19 protein-coding genes are annotated in these 18499 nt (G+C 67.9%); 4 read left to right on the top strand and 15 right to left on the bottom strand.

The window, feature by feature from the left end; translation table 11 throughout:
• Nucleotides 1-46: 46 nt before the first annotated feature.
• On the bottom strand, nt 47-478 hold the full coding sequence (gene dtd, locus IC40_RS0113335) for a D-aminoacyl-tRNA deacylase (protein WP_030135202.1): 432 nt from the start codon (nt 476-478) through the stop codon (nt 47-49).
• Between the two features lie 22 nt (nt 479-500).
• Here dtd and IC40_RS28250 point away from each other — a divergent pair, with 22 nt between their 5' ends.
• On the top strand, nt 501-1016 hold the full coding sequence (locus tag IC40_RS28250; protein ID WP_030135201.1) for a hypothetical protein: 516 nt from the start codon (nt 501-503) through the stop codon (nt 1014-1016).
• A gap of 64 nt (nt 1017-1080) precedes the next feature.
• On the opposite strand, the gene hisS is transcribed toward IC40_RS28250, so the two are convergent.
• Together hisS and IC40_RS0113320 are read right to left on the bottom strand one after the other, a co-directional pair.
• Nucleotides 1081-2340: a histidine--tRNA ligase gene (hisS, locus tag IC40_RS0113325; RefSeq protein WP_030135200.1), complete on the bottom strand. Its 1260-nt coding sequence runs from the start codon at nt 2338-2340 to the stop codon at nt 1081-1083.
• Nucleotides 2337-3005, bottom strand: a complete 669-nt coding sequence (locus IC40_RS0113320) for an MBL fold metallo-hydrolase (RefSeq protein WP_030135199.1) — start codon at nt 3003-3005, stop codon at nt 2337-2339. Before IC40_RS0113320 ends, hisS begins: the two co-directional genes overlap by 4 nt.
• Nucleotides 3006-3125: 120 nt before the next feature.
• Here IC40_RS0113320 and IC40_RS0113315 point away from each other — a divergent pair, with 120 nt between their 5' ends.
• Together IC40_RS0113315 and IC40_RS0113310 are read left to right on the top strand one after the other, a co-directional pair.
• Nucleotides 3126-4001: a peptidylprolyl isomerase gene (locus IC40_RS0113315; RefSeq protein WP_030135198.1), complete on the top strand. Its 876-nt coding sequence runs from the start codon at nt 3126-3128 to the stop codon at nt 3999-4001.
• 16 nt (nt 4002-4017) lie between these two features.
• Entirely contained in the window at nt 4018-5010 is a 993-nt protein-coding gene (locus tag IC40_RS0113310) for a peptidylprolyl isomerase (RefSeq protein ID WP_030135197.1), read from the top strand.
• Nucleotides 5011-5068: 58 nt separating this feature from the next.
• Here IC40_RS0113310 and IC40_RS0113305 read toward each other — a convergent pair whose 3' ends face one another.
• The 6 genes from IC40_RS0113305 to yajC form a co-directional block, all read right to left on the bottom strand.
• Entirely contained in the window at nt 5069-7378 is a 2310-nt protein-coding gene (locus tag IC40_RS0113305; RefSeq protein ID WP_081843437.1) for a RelA/SpoT family protein, read from the bottom strand.
• Nucleotides 7379-7457: 79 nt separating this feature from the next.
• A complete protein-coding gene (locus IC40_RS0113300) occupies nt 7458-7982 on the bottom strand; it encodes an adenine phosphoribosyltransferase (protein ID WP_030135195.1) in 525 nt (174 codons plus the stop codon).
• A 49-nt stretch (nt 7983-8031) separates the two neighbouring features.
• Entirely contained in the window at nt 8032-9681 is a 1650-nt protein-coding gene (locus tag IC40_RS0113295) for an ABC transporter substrate-binding protein (protein WP_030135194.1), read from the bottom strand.
• Nucleotides 9681-10913 (bottom strand): protein translocase subunit SecF, encoded by a 1233-nt coding sequence (gene secF, locus IC40_RS0113290; RefSeq protein WP_030135193.1) that lies wholly within the window; start codon nt 10911-10913, stop codon nt 9681-9683. The genes IC40_RS0113295 and secF overlap by 1 nt, the downstream gene beginning before the upstream one ends.
• 4 nt (nt 10914-10917) lie before the next feature.
• Nucleotides 10918-12729, bottom strand: coding sequence for a protein translocase subunit SecD (gene secD, locus IC40_RS0113285; RefSeq protein WP_030135192.1), 1812 nt, complete (start codon nt 12727-12729; stop codon nt 10918-10920).
• Nucleotides 12730-12809: 80 nt separating this feature from the next.
• Nucleotides 12810-13169: a preprotein translocase subunit YajC gene (yajC, locus tag IC40_RS0113280; protein WP_030135191.1), complete on the bottom strand. Its 360-nt coding sequence runs from the start codon at nt 13167-13169 to the stop codon at nt 12810-12812.
• Nucleotides 13170-13366: 197 nt separating this feature from the next.
• On the opposite strand from yajC, the gene gabT reads away from it, so the two are divergent.
• Entirely contained in the window at nt 13367-14710 is a 1344-nt protein-coding gene (gene gabT / locus IC40_RS0113275) for a 4-aminobutyrate--2-oxoglutarate transaminase (RefSeq protein WP_030135190.1), read from the top strand.
• 16 nt (nt 14711-14726) lie between these two features.
• On the opposite strand, the gene IC40_RS0113270 is transcribed toward gabT, so the two are convergent.
• From IC40_RS0113270 to IC40_RS0113245, 6 genes are all read right to left on the bottom strand, one after another.
• Nucleotides 14727-15440, bottom strand: coding sequence for a hypothetical protein (locus IC40_RS0113270; protein WP_030135189.1), 714 nt, complete (start codon nt 15438-15440; stop codon nt 14727-14729).
• A gap of 54 nt (nt 15441-15494) precedes the next feature.
• Nucleotides 15495-15881, bottom strand: a complete 387-nt coding sequence (locus tag IC40_RS0113265) for a DUF1304 domain-containing protein (RefSeq protein ID WP_030135188.1) — start codon at nt 15879-15881, stop codon at nt 15495-15497.
• Between the two features lie 5 nt (nt 15882-15886).
• Nucleotides 15887-16942, bottom strand: a complete 1056-nt coding sequence (gene ruvB, locus IC40_RS0113260) for a Holliday junction branch migration DNA helicase RuvB (protein WP_030135187.1) — start codon at nt 16940-16942, stop codon at nt 15887-15889.
• A gap of 2 nt (nt 16943-16944) precedes the next feature.
• Nucleotides 16945-17535, bottom strand: coding sequence for a Holliday junction branch migration protein RuvA (ruvA, locus tag IC40_RS0113255; protein ID WP_030135186.1), 591 nt, complete (start codon nt 17533-17535; stop codon nt 16945-16947).
• Nucleotides 17532-18089, bottom strand: a complete 558-nt coding sequence (gene ruvC / locus IC40_RS0113250; protein WP_030135185.1) for a crossover junction endodeoxyribonuclease RuvC — start codon at nt 18087-18089, stop codon at nt 17532-17534. Before ruvC ends, ruvA begins: the two co-directional genes overlap by 4 nt.
• A gap of 90 nt (nt 18090-18179) precedes the next feature.
• Complete coding sequence (locus IC40_RS0113245; RefSeq protein ID WP_042509692.1) at nt 18180-18488, bottom strand: hypothetical protein; 309 nt, start codon at nt 18486-18488, stop codon at nt 18180-18182.
• Between the last annotated feature and the right edge of the window lie 11 nt (nt 18489-18499).

Genomic DNA, 18499 nt, shown 5'->3' with positions numbered 1-18499 from the left:
ACCGCCGTCGTGGCAATCTGACGGCACCGCCGTCGTGGCCATCTGACTAGAGCTCCAGCAGCACCGTCACCGGGCCGTCGTTGACCAGCTCGACCTGCATATCGGCGCCGAACACCCCGGTGCCGACCTGCGCGCCCAGCTCGCGCAGCGCGGCGGTGAAGGCGTCGATCAGCGGTTCGGCCACCGGACGCGGGGCGGCCGCGTTCCACGACGGCCGCCGGCCCTTGACGGTATTGGCGTACAGCGTGAACTGGCTGACCACCAGGATCGGCGCATCGACATCGGCTGCTGCGGCCTCGTCATCGAGAATGCGTAGCCGCCAAAGCTTTTCGGCCATCTTCGCCGCCAGCGCCGCGTCATCGGTGTGGGTGATGCCCACCAGTGCGAGCAGGCCTTGACCGGTGGGATTGATCTCCCCCACCGTCGCGCCCTCGACGGTCACCCGCGCCGACCTCACCCGTTGCACCAGAACTCGCATCCTCCGACCCTAGAGTGTGCCCATGATGCGCATCATCGCCGAGCACGGCGGGCTGGTGGTGGCCGAGGACGGCAAGAACATCATCGTCATCGACCGTGGCAACGGCACGGCCGAGATCACCGCCTTCGTCCTGCTGATCGTCACGCTGGTGGTCGGCGGGTTCGGCGCACTGGTGCTGTTCACCCCGGTCGGTGTACCTCGCATCATCGGCGCGGCTCTGTGCGCCGTCGGACTGGCCACCGGCGCGGGCCTGTACGCGATCCTGCGCACACTGCGGACCGCGCGCAGCGCTCCATTGGACACCTGCACCCCGGTCGCGGTGTTCGACCGCGACCGTCACACCTACCGGGATGTGACCGGGCTGCTCATTCCGCTGGACCGAATCAGCATCCACCGCCGGATGCAGCTGACGTCCAGCTCCCCCAAACTCGTGGTCACCACCCCGCACGGAACCGATGTGCTCAAGCGCGCCAACCCGTTCGGGGGCGGATTGGGCAACCTCGACACAGTGCTGAACACGGCGGTGTTCGGCCGGTGAACGTGCGCCGACTCGCCCCTGATGCCCGCGTGTCTTGGTGCAGACACGCACGCTCGCCGGGTAGTCAGCCCAGCCGGGAGAGCACTTCGGCCACCACGGCGTCGGCGGCGATATCGGTCTGCTCGCCGTTGGACAGGTCCTTCACCCCGACCGTGCCCGCCTCGATGTCACGGTCACCCGCCACCAGCGCCAGGCGCGCACCGGAGCGGTCGGCGCCCTTCATCGACGCTTTCAGGCTGCGGTCCCCGTAGGCCAGATCCACCCGGACACCGTTGGCCCGCAGCGCCGCCGCCAGCCTCGCCAACTCCAGCTTGGCCGCCTCGCCCAGCGGAACCCCGAACACGTCGACCCGGTTGGTGGCACCGACCGTCCTGCCCTCGGCGCGCAACGCCAACAGCGTGCGGTCCACACCGAGGCCGAACCCGATCCCGGAAAGGTCCTGCCCGCCAAGCTGACTCATCAGACCGTCGTAGCGGCCACCCCCACCGATACCGGACTGCGCGCCCAGTCCGTCGTGTACGAACTCGAACGTGGTCTTGGTGTAGTAATCCAAACCGCGCACCATCCGCGGGTTCACCACATACGGCACGCCCAGGGCGTCCAGGTGCGCCAGCACGGTGTCGAAATGCGCCTTAGCCACCTCGGAGAGATGGTCGAGCATCAGCGGGGCATCGGCGGTCATCTCGCGCACGTGCGGGCGCTTGTCATCGAGCACCCGCAGCGGGTTGATCTGGGCTCGCCGCTGCGTTTCCTCGTCGAGATCGAGCTTGAAGAGGAACTCCTGCAACAATTCCCGGTACCGCGGGCGGCAGGTGTCATCCCCCAGGGAGGTGATCTCCAGCCGGAAGCCGTCAAGGCCCAGGGCCCGGAATCCGGCGTCGGCGACGGCGATCACTTCGGCATCCAGCGCCGGGTCGTCGATCCCGATGGCCTCCACCCCGACCTGCTGGAGCTGGCGGTACCGGCCGGCCTGCGGACGCTCGTAGCGGAAGAACGGCCCCGAGTAGCAGAGTTTGACCGGCAGCGCCCCACGATCCAGGCCGTGCTCGATGACTGCCCGCATGACCCCGGCGGTGCCCTCCGGGCGTAGCGTCACCGACCGGTCACCACGGTCGGCGAAGGTGTACATCTCCTTGCTCACCACATCGGTGGACTCGCCGACGCCGCGCGCGAACAGCGCGGTCTCCTCGAAGATCGGCAACTCGATATCGCCGTAGCCGGCCCGCCGGGCCGCTCCGAGCAGGCCGTCACGCACGGCGACAAACGCCGCCGAATCGGGCGGGAAGTAGTCGGGCACACCCTTGGGGGCGCGGAAATCAGTCACAGAACCAGGCCTTCGAGAAATGGGTTGGTGCGGCGTTCGATGCCGATCGTGGATCTCGGGCCGTGGCCCGGGAGTACCACGGTGTCGTCGTCGAGCACCATCAGTTTGGTCATGATCGAGTCGATCAGGGAGTTGCCGCTGCCGCCGGGCAGGTCCGTACGACCCACCGACCCCTGGAACAGGGTGTCACCGGTGAACACCTGGCCCTGGATCCGGAAACACACCGACCCGCGAGTGTGCCCGGGTGTGTGGTCGACGCTCACCCGGACGCCGCCGAACTCCAGCACCTGACCGTCGGTGCGCAGTTCGACGAGCTGGCGGGGCTCGGAGAACACCGCGCCCAGCGTCAGTCTGCCCAGCGTCCCCCACAAACCTCCGCTGGTCAGACCCTGCACAGGGTCGGTGAGCATGGCCCGGTCGGCGGGGTGGATGTACACCGGACAGCCATACCGGTCGGCCACCTTCTGCGCCGACCACATGTGGTCGATATGGCCGTGGGTCAGCAGCACGGCGGCCGGGGTGAGCCGGTGCTCGTCGAGGATGCGCTGCAGCCGCGCCGACGCCGACTGGCCGGGGTCGACGATGACGGCATCGGCGCCCGCGTGCGCTGCGAACACGTAGCAGTTGCACGCCAGCACCCCCGTCGGGAATCCGGTGATCAGCACCCGGTCAGTTTCCCATGTCCACTCGGCGGACCGGTATTCGCGCGGGTCGCACGGCCGACACTCAGAAACGCCTGGCACACTCGTTGCCGACGTGTTCGGCGAATGAGGAGGACAACGGCGGTGCCGACCAACGAACAGCGAAGGGCAGCGGCAAAGCGCAAGCTCGAGCGGCAGCTGGAGCGACGGGCCGCACAGGCCAAGCGGCAGCGAATGCTCACCATCGTCGCCTCGGCGGTGGGCGCGGTCGTCGTCATCGGCGCCGTGGTGGCCACGGTCGTCATCACCACCAAGGATTCCGACACGACGGCCTCTGCGTCCACCACCACGACGGTCGACCCCAACGCCCCGCAGCCCGCGGCCGACGGCAAGCTGCCCCCGTTCGTCGCCCCGGCCGGACTCGGCCAGAACTGCCAGTACCCGGCGGCCGGGAAGGCCAGCAAGCCGGTCAACCCGCCGCGGACCGGCGCCATCCCGATGGACGAGGCCAAGGTCAGCGTCAGCATGTCGACCGACCAGGGCAATATCGGTCTGGAGCTGAACAACGCGCAGGCGCCCTGCACCACCAACAGCTTCGCCAGCCTCGCCCAGCAGGGCTACTTCAACGACACCCCGTGCCACCGGTTGACCACCAGCGACAGCCTGTCGGTGCTGCAGTGCGGCGACCCGACCGGCCAGGGCACCGGCGGGCCGGGCTATCAGTTCGCCAACGAATACCCGACCAACCAGTACCAGCCCGACAACCCGGCGCTGCAGCAGCCCGTGCTGTACCCGCGCGGCACGCTGGCCATGGCCAATGCCGGTGCGGGCACCAACGGCAGCCAGTTCTTCCTGGTGTACAAGGACTCCCAGCTGCCCCCGGGTTACACCGTGTTCGGCACCATCGACGAGACCGGACTGGCCACCCTGGACAAGATCGCCGCGGGCGGGGTCGCCGGTGGCGGACAGGACGGGGAGCCCGCGACCAAGGTGATGGTCAAGTCCATCGCGGTCGACTGAGCAACCGACCCACCCGATGAGCGTCCCGCCGCCGTACGGCTACCCCCCACCACAATGGGGTCATCCGCCGGCGCAGTACGGTTATCCGCCCGAGCGGCGGCCGACCAACTCACTGGCGGTGGCCGCGCTGATCTGCGGGATCCTCGTCGCGCCGCTGGGCATCGTGTTCGGGCACATCTCGCTCTACCAGATCAAACGCAGCGGTGACGAGGGCCGCGGTATGGCCATCGCCGGGCTGGTGCTCGGCTACCTGCTGACCGCCTTCGGGGTGCTGGTGCTCATCGTCGCCATCGTGGCCACGCGCGCGGTCGTCGAGGACATCCGCCACTACAACCCGTCCGGACCGGGTTACACGGCCACCCCCGGCGTCGTCGAACCCCTTCCGGAGTTCAAGGCGCCGGCGACGCTCGGCTCCAACTGCCAGTACCTGCCGACCCCGGAAAAAGCCGCCAAACCGGTGGATCCGCCATTGATGGGCCGGGTCCCCACGACGCCGGCGACGATCGAGGCCGAGATCAGCACCGACCGGGGCTATATCGGCCTGCAGCTCGACAATGGCAAGGCACCCTGCACGGTCAACAACTTCGCCAGCCTGTCCGCGCAGGGTTTCTTCGACGACACCACCTGCCACCGATTGACCACCAACGACACGCTCGGGGTGCTGCAATGCGGCGATCCCACCGGCACCGGTGACGGCGGACCGGGCTACCGATTTCCCAACGAATACCCGACCAACCAGTTCCGGCTGACCGACCCCGCCATCCGCGCTCCCATGCTGTACCCGCGCGGCACGCTGGCCATGGCCAATGCCGGGGCGGGCACCAACGGCAGCCAGTTCTTCCTGGTGTACAAGGACTCTCAGCTGCCGCCGACGTACACGGTGTTCGGCACCATCGACCCCAGCGGGCTCAAGGTGCTCGACGAGATCGCGGCAGACGGCGTCGCCGACGGCGGTGATGACGGCAAGCCCGCCACCACGGTGACCATCGAAGCGGTGGTGGTGCAGTAACCCGGCTCACGCCGCGCAAGCCGGACTGCGGCTCACGCCGCGGAAGCCGGACTGCGGCTCACGCCGCGGAAGTCACCCGGTACACGTCGTAGACCCCCTCGACATTGCGCACGACATTGAGCACATGACCAAGGTGCTTGGGATCGCCCATCTCGAAGGTGAACCGGCTGATCGCGACCCGGTCATTGGAGGTCGTCACCGAAGCCGACAGGATGTTGACCTTCTCGTCGGCGAGCACGCGGGTGACATCGGATAGCAGCCGGTGCCGATCCAGCGCTTCGACCTGGATGGCCACCAGGAAAACCGAGGACGGCGAGGGCGCCCACTGCACCTCGATGATGCGCTCGGACTGCTCCTGGAGCGACTCGGCGTTGGTGCAGTCGGTGCGGTGCACGCTGACCCCGCCGCCGCGGGTGACGAAACCCATGATCACGTCACCGGGGACCGGGGTGCAGCACTTGGCCAGCTTGGTCAACACCCCGACCGCGCCGGGCACCGACACCCCGACGTCATCGCTGGTGCGGTGGCGCACCGGCATGGTGGCAGGCGTCGACCGCTCGGCGATCTCGTCCTCGGCCTCCTCGTCACCACCGAACTGGGCAAGCAGACGCTGCACGACGTGCCGAGCCGAGGTATGGCCCTCGCCCACCGCGGTGTAGAGCGCAGAGACGTCGGCGTAGTGCAGTTCGCGGGCCAGCGTCGTCATGGAGTCCGCACTCATCAACCGCTGCAGCGGAAGTCCGCCACGACGGACCTCCCGGACGATCGCTTCCTTACCGGCCTCCAGCGCCTCCTCACGGCGTTCCTTGGCGAACCACTGCCGGATCTTGGCCTTCGCTCGCGGCGACACGACAAAGGTCTGCCAATCCCGCGATGGCCCGGCGTTGGCGGCCTTCGAGGTGAAAACCTCGACCTGATCCCCGTTTTCGAGCTTGCGTTCCAGAGCCACCAGGCGATGGTTGACCCGCGCCCCTATGCAGCGGTGACCGACCTCGGTGTGCACCGCGTAGGCGAAGTCCACCGGTGTCGACCCGGTGGGCAATGTGATGACGTCGCCCTTGGGGGTGAACACGAAAATCTCTTGCACCGCAAGGTCGTAACGCAGCGATTCGAGGAACTCACCAGGGTCGGCGGCCTCCCGCTGCCAATCGAGAAGCTGACGCATCCACGCCATCTCGTCGATCTCGGCGGCGGTGTGCCCGCCCGGTACACCGTTGCGCCCCTTGGCTTCTTTGTACCGCCAGTGCGCCGCGATACCGAACTCGGCGGTGTCGTGCATATCGTTGGTGCGGATCTGCACCTCCAGCGGCTTGCCCTCCGGGCCGATGACGGTGGTGTGCAGCGACTGGTACACCCCGTACCGCGGTTGGGCGATGTAATCCTTGAACCGGCCCGCCATCGGCTGCCACAGCGAGTGCACCACACCGACGGCGGCATAGCAGTCACGCATGTCGTCACACAGGATGCGGACGCCGACCAGGTCATGGATATCGTCGAAATCGCGGCCCTTGACGATCATCTTCTGATAGATCGACCAGTAGTGCTTGGGCCTGCCCTCGACGGTGGCGCTGATCTTCATGGCCGCCAGCGAGGAGCCGATCTCGGCGCGCACCCTGGCCAGGTAGGTGTCCCGCGACGGCGCACGGTCGGCGACCAGGCGGACGATCTCCTCGTACCGCTTGGGGTGCAGGATCGCGAAGGACAGATCCTCCAGCTCCCATTTGACGGTCGCCATACCCAACCGATGTGCCAGCGGGGCAATGACTTCCAGCGTCTCGCGGGCCTTGCGGGCCTGCTTCTCCGGCGGCAGGAAACGCATGGTGCGCATGTTGTGCAGCCGGTCGGCGACCTTGATCACCAGCACGCGGGGGTCGCGGGCCATGGCGATGATCATCTTGCGGATGGTCTCACCCTCGGCGGCGGTGCCGAGCGCGACCTTGTCGAGTTTGGTCACCCCGTCGACGAGGTGGCCCACCTCGCTGCCGAAATCGTTGGTGAGCTCGTCGAGGGAGTACCCGGTGTCCTCCACGGTGTCGTGCAGGAGCGCGGCCACCAGCGTGGTGGTGTCCATGCCCAATTCGGCCAGGATGTTCGCCACGGCCAGCGGATGGGTGATGTAGGGATCACCGGAGCGGCGCATCTGGTCGGCATGGCGCTGTTCGGCGACATCGTAGGCGCGTTGCAGGATGGCCAGATCTGCCTTCGGGTGGAACTGCCGGTGCACCGCCACCAGCGGTTCGAGCACCGGGTTGACGGGGCTGCGCTGGGCGGTCATCCGCCGGGCGAGCCGGGCCCGCACCCGGCGCGAGGCGCTGATCTTGGCGGTGTCCGCAGCGGCGGCCTCGGCCGACGGCGGAGTCTGGACCACCTGCCCGGTGCCGTTCGCAACGTTGTCTTCGCCGGCCACGTTCACCTCCTCGCCATCGTCAAGACTTCGAGGATATCTCTCAGCCTGTGATGAGACTGGTGACCGGCAGTGGTTGGATCGCGGCGCGCCCGTTCAGACCCACCAGCTCCAACACCACGGCCGCACCGATCACCCGAGCCCCGGCCCGTTCCAGCACCTGGGCTGCCGCGGCCAGCGTGCCGCCGGTGGCCAGCACATCATCGATCACCAGAACGCTGCGACCGGCCAGTTCGATACCGTCGGCCGGGATCTCCAGGGTCGCCGATCCGTACTCCAGGTCGTAGGAAACGCTGTGCACCGGTGGCGGCAGCTTGCCACCCTTGCGCACCGCCAGTACGCCGGTACCGCGGCGCAGTGCCACCGCAGCACCGAGCAGGAAGCCACGGGCGTCGACACCGGCGATCAGGTCGGCGCCCTCCGCGGACTCGGCCAACGCGTCGGTCAGCACCACCAGGCCCTGCGGGTCGGCAAGCACCGGGGTGAGGTCCTTGAATTGGACTCCGGGGCTCGGGAAGTCGTTCACCTCCCGGGTCAGCCGATTGATCAGTGCCGCAGCATCACTCACGACAGTGCCAGATTCACGACAGCGTTCGAACTCACGACAGTGTTCGAACTCACGACAGTGTCCATCGGTCCATGTTCCATCCTGCTCCCCAGCGAGTCGGGTTGCTGCTCACGGCACCCACCGATTTGGCGGTCAACAGGGTGCGCTGCTGACGGTACAGCGGAAGGGTCGGCACGTCCGCCCAGAGGATGGGGCCGCTCTCACCCAACAGTCGGGACTGCTCCTTGGGGTCGGCGGTCACCACCAGCGCGTCGATGATGCCGTCGATGCGCTCGTTGCTGTACCCGGAGAGATTGTTGCCGTTGCCGGTGTGCAGGTCGTAGGCATCCAGGGCGCTCGAGCCGGTGGAACCGCTGCCGACGGCGCCGCCGGTGCTGCCAATGAGGACGTCGATGGAATTGTCGAGCAGGCTCTGCGGACCCACCGCGTCTCCTGCGGCATCGGTGACGGTGATCCCCGCCGGTCCACACGCCTGGGCGATGGCGCCCACCGTGGCGGCCAACCGCGGATTCGGACTCTGGTATCCGATGCGCACGGTCAGCGGCTGATTGTTCAGCGCCAGACGGGCGCCCTCGATGTCGGGAGCCACGAACTGCCCTGCCGCGACCGCACTCTCGGCGGCAGACAGGGCGTCCTCGGCGGTCGGGTTCAGCCGCGCGTTGGCCACCGGCACCTGCGCGTTGCGGGCGATGCTCTCCCGCGGGGTGCACAACGCCAGTGCACGACGATTCGGCGGCGCGGCCATCAGCCCCTGCGCGGAGAAGATCAGCTGCTCGATACCGGCCGACGGGGTGTCGGTGCGGGTGTAACCCGCGGGCAGGTTGATCAGGCCCGACGAGCCGGCCGCGATGTCGACGATGTCGAAGGTGCCGTCGTTGATCCGGTCCTGGATATCTGCGCCCCTGGGCCACACCGTCACCCGCGGGGTCACCGGCTTCGCGCCCCACCACTTGTCGTTGGCGGTCAGCACCACCGCACCCTGCTCAGTGATGGACTCGATCTTGTAGGGCCCGGAGGAGGGCAACAGCTTGGTGTCGGTGTCGGGGCCGAGATTCCAGCTGGTATTCCAGGCCGCGGCGATGCGGTCGACCGCCGGGAGATCCTGGTTCTGGATGGCGCGGGTCACCCCGGCCTCCCCCAGCCCGAGCTGATCGCCGAGCACGTGGGCGGGCAACAAGGCGGTGGCACCGAACAGCGAACCGTAGTCCACGATTCCGCGGTCCGGGTTGAACGTCACCCGAGCCTTCTTCTGCCCCGGCACGCAGTCGACGGTCGCGATATCGCGGTACCCCGCGGTGCTGGCCGCATCGAACAACGGGAATCGCCCGGACTGCGCGGCCCAGGTCAGCACCATGTCGTCACAGGTGATCGGCTTGCCGTCGGAGTACACGGCGGCCGCATTGATCTCATAGTCCAGGATCAGCGGGGCACGGCCGACCACCGCGACGGTGCCGTAGTCCCGGTCGCTCACGGTCTGCCCATCGGGACCGCGATAGGTGAAACCGGTCAGCACACGGGCGAACGCCTGCGGGCCGCCAGAGGCGGCACCGCCGACGGTGTTGGTGTTGTAGCTGGTCAACGTGCCGTCGACGGCGTAGTCGATGACACCGTCGGAACCTGCCGAGCAACCGGTCAGTACCAGCCCCGCCGTCATCGCCAGGGCGGCCGCTGCGCGGCGAGTGCCTCGCAGGCTCGCCATTACGTCCGCCGTTTGCCCGACGGTCGGTTGGGCCGCAACGGTTTGGCACCGGGCGCGGGCTTGTCCGGTGCCGGAGCGGCCGGGGTGCTCACCTCGACGGCGTCGGCGGTCAGATCCTGTGCCGCATCGTCATCATCGAGCTCGGTGGCACCTTCGGACTTGGCGGCGACCGCCGCGCGCCGGCGCATGACCTTGCGGGTGTGGTTACGCACCACATCGGTGCGCTCACGCAGGGTCACCAGCAGCGGCGTGGCGAAGTAGATCGAGGAGTAGGTGCCGACGAGCACGCCGACAAGCTGTACCAGCGCCAGGTCCTGCAGGGTGCCCACACCGAGCAGCCAGACGGCGATGACCATCAGCGCGATGATCGGCAGCGCCGAGATCAGACTGGTGTTGATCGATCGCATGAAGGTCTGGTTGACCGCCAGGTTGGCCTGTTCGGCGAACGTTCGACGGGTGGTGTGTTCGAAGCCCTCGGTGTTCTCCTCGACCTTGTCGAACACGATGACGGTGTCATAGATCGAGAAGCCGAGGATGGTGAGCAGACCGATCACGGTGGCCGGGGTGACCTCGAAGCCCACCAGCGCGTACACGCCGGCGGTGACGATGAGGTCGAAGAACATCGCTGCCAGGGCGGCCAGCGCCATGTATCGCTCGTAGCGCACGGTGATGTAGATCGACACCAGCACCAGGAACACCACGAGAGCGATCAGGGCCTTCTGGGTGATCTGGCCGCCCCACGTCGAGGAGACCGCCGAATCGCTGATGGCCTGAATGCTGGGCTGGCCGTCGGTGCCCTTGGGCGCGAACGCGTCGAACAGGGCCGCGCGCACCTTCTCGGTGTCCTCGTTGCTGAGGGTCTCGGTGCGGATCTGCACGGTGGCCGACGGCCCGCTGCCGACGATGACGACGGTTTCAGGGGCGCCGCCCATGGCCTCACCGAACACGGTCTCCACCTGCTCGGTGGTCGCCTGCCCCTTGGCACCGTCGACCGGCATGGAGATCTTGGTGCCGCCCTCGAAGTCGATACCGAAGGCGAACCCGCGGATCAGCATGGCCAGCAGCGAGATCGCGACGATGACGCCGCTGACGGCGTACCACAGCTTGCGTTTACCGATGACCTCGAAGGCACCGGTACCGGTGTAGAGGCGCACGAAGAATCCGTGCTGTTGAGCCGATCCGGTGCCTGCCTCGGTCCCGAGCGTCTCCGGAGAGGAATTCTTGGCCGACATCTGACTAACCCCGTCCTGTCGTGGGCGCGGCACGCCGTTCGCGGGCGATCTGCTGGACGGCACCGAGACCGTTGAACGCCGGTTTGGCCAGCGTCGTGGACTTCGATGACAGGTACACCAGCGGCCAGGTCACCAGGAACACCACCAGCACGTCGAGGATGGTGGTCAGGCCGAGGGTGAACGCGAAGCCCTTCACCTGGCCGACGGCCAGGATGTAGAGCACCGCCGCGGCCAGGAAGGTCACCGCGTTACCGGAAAGGATCGTCTTGCGGGCACGGGCCCAACCGCGCGGTACGGCCGATCGGAACGAACGGCCCTCGCGGATCTCGTCCTTGATGCGCTCGAAGAACACCACGAACGAGTCGGCGGTCGTGCCTATACCGATGATCAGACCGGCGATACCGGCCAGATCGAGGGTGTAGTTGATCCATCTACCGAGCAACACCAACAGTGCATAGACCATGGCCCCGGCAAGGATCAGCGACAGCGCGGTCAGCAGGCCGAGCACCCGGTAGTACAGCAGCGAGTACAGCAGCACCAGCGCCAGACCGACGGCACCGGCGATGAGACCGGCCTTCAGCGAGGTCAAACCCAGTGTCGCCGAGACGGTTTCGGCCTCCGAGGATTCGAACGACAGAGGCAGCGAGCCGTACTTGAGGACGTTGGCCAGTTCGCGGGCCGAGGAATCGGTGAACTGCCCGGTGATCTGGGTGCGTCCGCCGGGGATCGCCTCCTGGATCTCGGGGGCGCTGACGACCTGCGAGTCGAGCGTGAAGGCCGTCTGGGTGCCGACGTTGGCCGCGGTGAAATCGGCCCAGATCTTCGAGCCGCCGCTCTTGAACTCGACGTCGACGACGTAATCGCCGCGCTGCTGGTCCAAGCCGGATCCGGCGGTCTGGATCTCCTCGCCGCTCATGATCGACTTGTCCAACAGGAAGACGGTCTTGTGATCGGTCGAGCAGGTGACCAGCGGCAGGTTCGGGTCGTCGTTACCGGCCAGCACGTCATCCTCGTTGCACCGGGTGGCCTGGAATTGCAGTGCCAACAACTGGATGCTCTGGTCGGTGCTCTGCCGCAGCTGCTTCTCGTCGGCGATGCGCTGGGCCAGCGAGGCGTCCTCGTTGGGTGCGCCGGGCGCCTGCGAGGCGGGCGCACCGGGAGCCGGTGCGGGAGACGGCGCCGGTGTGGGAGACGGCGTCGGTGACGGGGTCGGCGATGGCGCCGGTTCCAGCGGGTACGGGCGCGGCTGGGCTGCGGGCGGCGCGGCGGGAGACCCGGGCTGACCTGGCGTCCGGACCGGCGCCTCGGGCTCGGCCGGCGCGATCAGCGGCGGCATGCCGCCGGGATCCATACCGGGCGGCATGCCCGGAATCTGACCGCCTGGTGGCAGTCCCTGCGGCGTACCCTCGGCGGGTGCCTGATCACCGGCCGGCTGGGCGGGCATCGCGTGGATGACCGGACGGATGTAGAGGCGTGCGGTCTGGCCGAGGCTGCGAGCCTCGGTTCCGTCGTTTCCGGGGACCGTGATGACCAGATTGTCACCGTCGATCACGACCTCGGAGCCGGAGACACCGAGTCCGTCGACGCGCGAGCTGATGATCTCCTGCGCCTGGATCAGGGCGTCGCGGGTGGGACGCGAGCCGTCGGGCGTGCGGGCGGTGAGTGTGACGCGGGTGCCGCCCTGCAGGTCGATACCCAGCTTGGGCTCGGGATTCTTATCGCCGGTCAGGAAGACCAGCAGATACACACCGACGAGGAGTGCCAGGAAGAGCGACAGATAGCGGGCAGGGTGGACCGGCGCCGAAGACGAAGCCACGGTTCTTGGGTCTCCTCGAAACGATTAAGGACGGCGTTGACAGGGACTGCGCTACCGGGAGGGTACGCGGTGACCCTGGCTCAGTTGCTGTCAGTCTTGGGTGTCGGGCGGTCGGTGAGTTCGACGGCACCGGATTGGCCCTCGAACGTCTCGTTGTCATCGGCGTCGTCATCATCGTTGTCGAGGTCTTCGATGCGATCGCGGATGGCCAGCTTCATCCAGGTGGTCACCACACCGGGGGCGATCTCCAGGTCGACGTAGTCGTCGGTGATGCCGGCGATGGTGCCCTGCAGACCCGAGGTGGTGTGCACCCGGTCACCGACGGTCAGCGACTCGTGCAGATCGATCGTGGCCTGCATGGCCTTCTTCTGGCGGCGCGACGCGAAGAACATGAAGGCGCCCAGAATGATGAAGAGGGGCAGGAATACGACGAGATCCATGGAGCTGCTGTCCTTCGCAGTTGTCAGCGGGTACGGCACACCAGTGTGCCACTATCGGCTCGCCCGATTTGCCGGTCACCCGGGCAACCCGGCCCCGACCGACGGAAACCGTGACACAATGGGGCGGAACCGACGCGATTCGAAGATGGATCGCGTCTGAGTTGCTGTTTTCACCCGTAACGCCACAGGAGTCAGCCGTGCCTGCCGTCGAACAGAGCCGCCATCTCGCCACCGCCATCCCCGGCCCGAAGTCCTCGGCGCTGATCGAGCGCAAGAATTCCGCGGTCGCCCGCGGTGTCGGCACGACGATGCCCGTCTACGCCGCCCGTGCCGCCGGCGGCATCCTGGAGGACATCGACGGCAACCGGCTGATCGACCTCGGCTCGGGCATCGCCGTCACCACCATCGGCAACGCCGCGCCGCGGGTGGTCGACGCGGTGACCGCGCAAGTCGATCTGTTCACCCACACCTGCTTCATGGTGACGCCCTATGAGGGATACGTGGCCGTGGCCGAACACCTCAATCGGCTCACCCCCGGCAGCGGGGACAAGCGTTCTGCGCTGTTCAACACCGGATCCGAGGCGGTCGAGAACGCGATCAAGATCGCCCGCTCCTACACCCGCAAGCAGGCCGTGGTGTCCTTCGACCACGCCTATCACGGCCGCACCAACCTCACGATGGCGCTGACCGCCAAATCGATGCCCTACAAGAGCGGTTTCGGCCCGTTCGCCCCGGAGATCTACCGGGCTCCGCTGTCCTATCCCTTCCGCGATGCGGAGTTCGGCAAGGAACTGGCAGAGGACGGCGAACTGGCGGCCAAGCGCGCGATCACCGTCATCGACAAGCAGATCGGCCCCGACAACCTGGCGGCCGTCATCATCGAGCCCATCCAGGGTGAGGGCGGATTCATCGTCCCCGCACCGGGATTCCTGCCCGCCCTGCTCGCCTGGTGCCGGGACAACGATGTGGTGTTCATCGCCGACGAGGTGCAGACCGGGTTCGCCCGGACGGGCGCCATGTTCGCCTGTGAACACGAGGGCATCGAACCGGACCTGATCGTCACCGCGAAGGGCATCGCCGACGGGTTACCGCTGTCCGCGGTCACCGGGCGCGCCGAGATCATGGACGCCCCGCACGTGTCCGGGCTGGGCGGCACCTACGGCGGCAATCCGATCGCTTGCGCCGCGGCCTTGGCGACCATCGAGACGATCGAGACCGACGGGCTGGTTGCCCGCGCCGGCGCCATCGAGCGGTTGATGAAGGATCGACTGCACCGCATGCAGGCCGATGACGATCGCATCGGCGACGTCCGCGGTCGCGGCGCGATGATCGCCGTCGAACTGGTCAAGCCCGGCGGCACCGAGCCCGATGCCGAGCTGACCAAGGCCTTGTGCGCCGCCGCGCACGCTAAGGGTGTCATCGTGCTGTCCTGCGGTACCTACGGCAACGTGCTGCGGTTCCTGCCGCCACTGGCGATCAGCGACGACCTGCTCAACGAGGCGCTCGACATCCTGGCCGAGGCGCTGGCCGCACTGCGCTGACCCGCCCGTGGTGCCGCTAGTGCGACACCGGGGTCTTCGACGAACCGAACAGCCGGTCCTTGAGTCCCCTGCGCCGGGTCGGGACGGTCGTGTGATCGGGTTCGGTCGCCATGATCGGACCCGTTGCCTGCCGCGTCTCCGACGTCGGCTGATGCAGCGGGATGGCCCTGGTGTGGTCGTCGTGGACGGCGCTGTCCCCGGTGACGGTGTCACGCACGCGCTCGTCGTCGCGTACCCGGACATCCCGGACATCGCGCACGCTGCGGACCGACACGCGGCCGATCGCGGCGGCGGCCAGGAACACCATCACCGCGCCCAGGCCGGAGAAATAGGACAGCTCCAGCGCCACGCTCTTCGCCTCGGTCACCGCGACGGGGCTGCCCGGCGTGCCGAGACCCAGCGGCGCGGCCAGCACCCGACCCACCACGAACCAGGCACCCGCGGCGACGCCGAGCCAGCCGCCCAGCATGGCGGTGGCGCGGTTGCGCGAGACCAGCAGCAATATGCCACCGATGACGGCCACCACGCCGGGAAGTAGCTGTAGCCAGCCCCGGCCCATGGTCCATGCCCACGGCGTGTCGGGTGTGTAGGCGAAGTCGAAGTACGGCCCGACGAATGGAATGAGGGCGCCCCACAACCCCAGGGCGATCAACAGGACTCCGCTGAGGGCACCGCGGCTGCGCGCGATGTGCAGCCTGCCGCCGCGGGGGGAAACGTGTGTATCGGTCATGGGGGGCCTCCTCTGCCGAATGGTGTTTACCCAGCTCGGACCCCGCGAAAACCGCTAGCCGACGAGGTGGATCACCAGCAGCACGACGGCGATCAGCGGGAACAGACCCTGGCTGATCGCGGCGCGCGCCTTGTCCGGCGAGGAGATCAGCAGCACCAGCGCCGCGGCCAGCATCGAGCCGACCCCGGCGAGGATCAACGCCGCGCCGATACCGCTGTGCCCCATTGCCACTGCGGCGATCCCGATCGCGGACACGATGGCCAGGAACAGGTTGTAGAAGCCCTGGTTGAAGGCGAGCTCCTTGGTGGCGGCCGCCTCATCGGCACTCATCCCGAACGTCGCGCGGGTGCGCGGCGAGGTCCAGGTCACCGATTCCATGACGAAGATGTAGACGTGCAGCAGCGCGGCGAGGGCGGCGACGATCAAAGCGGCGACAAGCATGCCGACTATTCAAACAGGCCGGACTGCTGACCGAGACCGCGAACCGGCGGTTCCAGCCCGAGGTGTGTCCACGCCAACGGGGTCGCCACCCGTCCGCGCGGGGTGCGGGCGATCATCCCGGCGCGCACCAGGAATGGTTCGCACACCTCCTCGACGGTGGTGGCCTCCTCCCCGACCGCCACCGCCAGCGTCGACACCCCGACGGGGCCGCCGTTGAAACTGCGGGTCAACGCCGTGAGCACCGCCCGGTCCAGCCGATCCAGTCCGAGTTCGTCGACGTCGTACACCTCCAGCGCCGCCTTGGCGATATCGCGGGTTATCACCCCGTCGGCACGTACCTCGGCGTAATCGCGCACCCGACGCAACAACCGGTTCGCGATACGTGGGGTGCCGCGGGAACGGCGAGCGACCTCGGCACCGGCGGTGGCCTCCAGCCCGATACCGAGGATCCCTGCCGAGCGGTGCAGCACCCGCTCCAGATCGGCGGGTTCGTAGAAGTCCATGTGGGCAGTGAAGCCGAACCGGTCGCGCAGCGGCCCGGTCAGCGCTCCGGACCTGGTTGTCGCCCCGACCAGGGTGAAGGGCGCCACATCGAGCGGAATCGACGTCGCCCCTGGCCCTTTGCCGACGACGACGTCGACGCGGAAGTCCTCCATCGCCAGGTAGAGCATCTCCTCGGCGGGCCGGGCGATGCGGTGGATCTCGTCGATGAACAGCACATCACCCTCGACGAGATTCGACAGCATGGCCGCCAGATCGCCCGCGCGCTCCAGCGCCGGGCCCGAGGTGACCCGCAGCGCCGAGCTCAATTCGGCGGCGATGATCATCGCCAGCGACGTCTTGCCAAGGCCGGGCGGCCCGGACAGCAGAATGTGATCCGGTGTGCCGCCGCGATTCTTGGCACCCTCCAGGACCAGCTGCAGCTGCTCACGCACCCGGTGCTGGCCGATGAACTCGCCCAGGGACCGCGGCCGCAGGCTGGCGTCGACATCCCCCTCGCCGACGGTCAACGCCGGCGAGACATCACGCTCCTCGGGTTCCTCGTCCTCGAAACGACCCATGGCTACTTCTTACCCAGCATCGACAGCGCGGCACGCAACGCGCCGGAGGTGGTGGCGGTCGGATCGTCGGCGAGCACCTTGTCGGTGGCCTCCTCGGCCTGCTTTGCCGCGAACCCAAGGCCGACAAGGGCTTCCACCACCGGGGTGCGCACGGCATGGCCGGTGGCGGTGGCCCCACCGGCGGAACCGGGCACTGCGCCGATCTTGTCGCGCAGTTCCAGCACCATCCGCTCGGCACCGCGCTTGCCGATACCGGGCACCCGGGTCAGCGCGGTGACGTCGCCGTCGGCCAGCGCCTGCCGCAGCGCCGGGGCGTCGTAGACCGCGAGCGTGGCGAGCGCGATCTTCGGGCCCACCCCGGACACCCCGAGCAGGGTGCTGAACAGGTCGCGGGCCTCACCGTCGGCGAAACCGTAGAGCGTCATCGAATCCTCACGCACGATCATCGCCGTGATGAGCCGGGCGTCGGCCCCGCGACGCAAGGTGGACAGCGTCGACGGTGTGGCCATCACCTTGTAGCCGACGCCGGCGGCCTCGATGACCGCGTGGTCGAGGGCGATGTCGAGGACCTCACCGCGCACCGAGGAGATCATGCCCGCACCGCCTTCAGCCGCGCCTGATACCGCTTCTTCTGTTCGGCCGCCTTGGCCTCGGCCTCGGCCATCCTGGCAATCATCGGCGCGCGCCAGCAGTGGCAGATGGCGAGCGCCAACGCGTCGGCAGCATCGGCCGGAGTCGGTTTCTGTTGCAGCGCAAGGATCTTGGTGACCATCGTGGTGATCTGGGCCTTGTCGGCTCGCCCGTTGCCGGTCACGGCGGCCTTCACCTCCGACGGGGTGTGGAAGTACACGTCGATACCCCGGCGGGCCGCGGCCAGCGCGATCACCCCGCCTGCCTGGGCGGTGCCCATGGCGGTGTTGGCATTGTGATTGGCGAACACCCGCTCGATCGCGATGACATCGGGGACGTGGGTGTCCATCCAGTGCTCCACCGTGTCGCTGATGGTCAGCAGCCGCTTCTGCAACGGCTCGTCGGCGGGCGTGCGCACGACGTCGACATCGAGCGCCGTCACATGTCTGCCCCGACCGCTCTCGATCATGGACAGCCCACAGCGCGTCAAACCGGGATCGACTCCCATTACCCGCACGCCAACCCCTTCACATCAGAACACCTGTTCGATAGGTTAGCCGCCCGGGCCGACAGCGCCGGGCAGGGACACGCTCGGATACCGGCTCGCTCAGATATCGAAGTGGCCCGACCGCCAGCCACGCGCAACCTGCAGGGCGATCTCGTCGATCCGCCCGGTGGACCGGCGCCACCCACGAACCAGCACGGTCTCCACTTCGACACCGTCCCGCTCGACCACGATGCGCCAGCGCACCCCGAGCATCTTGGCCGCGAACCACAGCGGCCACAGCAGCAGCGTCGGGACCACCAGGAGCAATCCGATCAGCCCGTCGAAGGCGGGATCGAAGACCTCACCGAACGGCCACCAGCGGCGGCGCACCGACCATTGCACGCCACGGGGATCTGTCACCACAGCCACCGGGACATCTT

The sequence above is a fragment of the Mycolicibacterium neoaurum ATCC 25795 genome (assembly GCF_000691525.1).
GTDB lineage: Bacteria > Actinomycetota > Actinomycetes > Mycobacteriales > Mycobacteriaceae > Mycobacterium > Mycobacterium neoaurum.
This window is presented reverse-complemented; position numbering and strand designations above follow the sequence as displayed.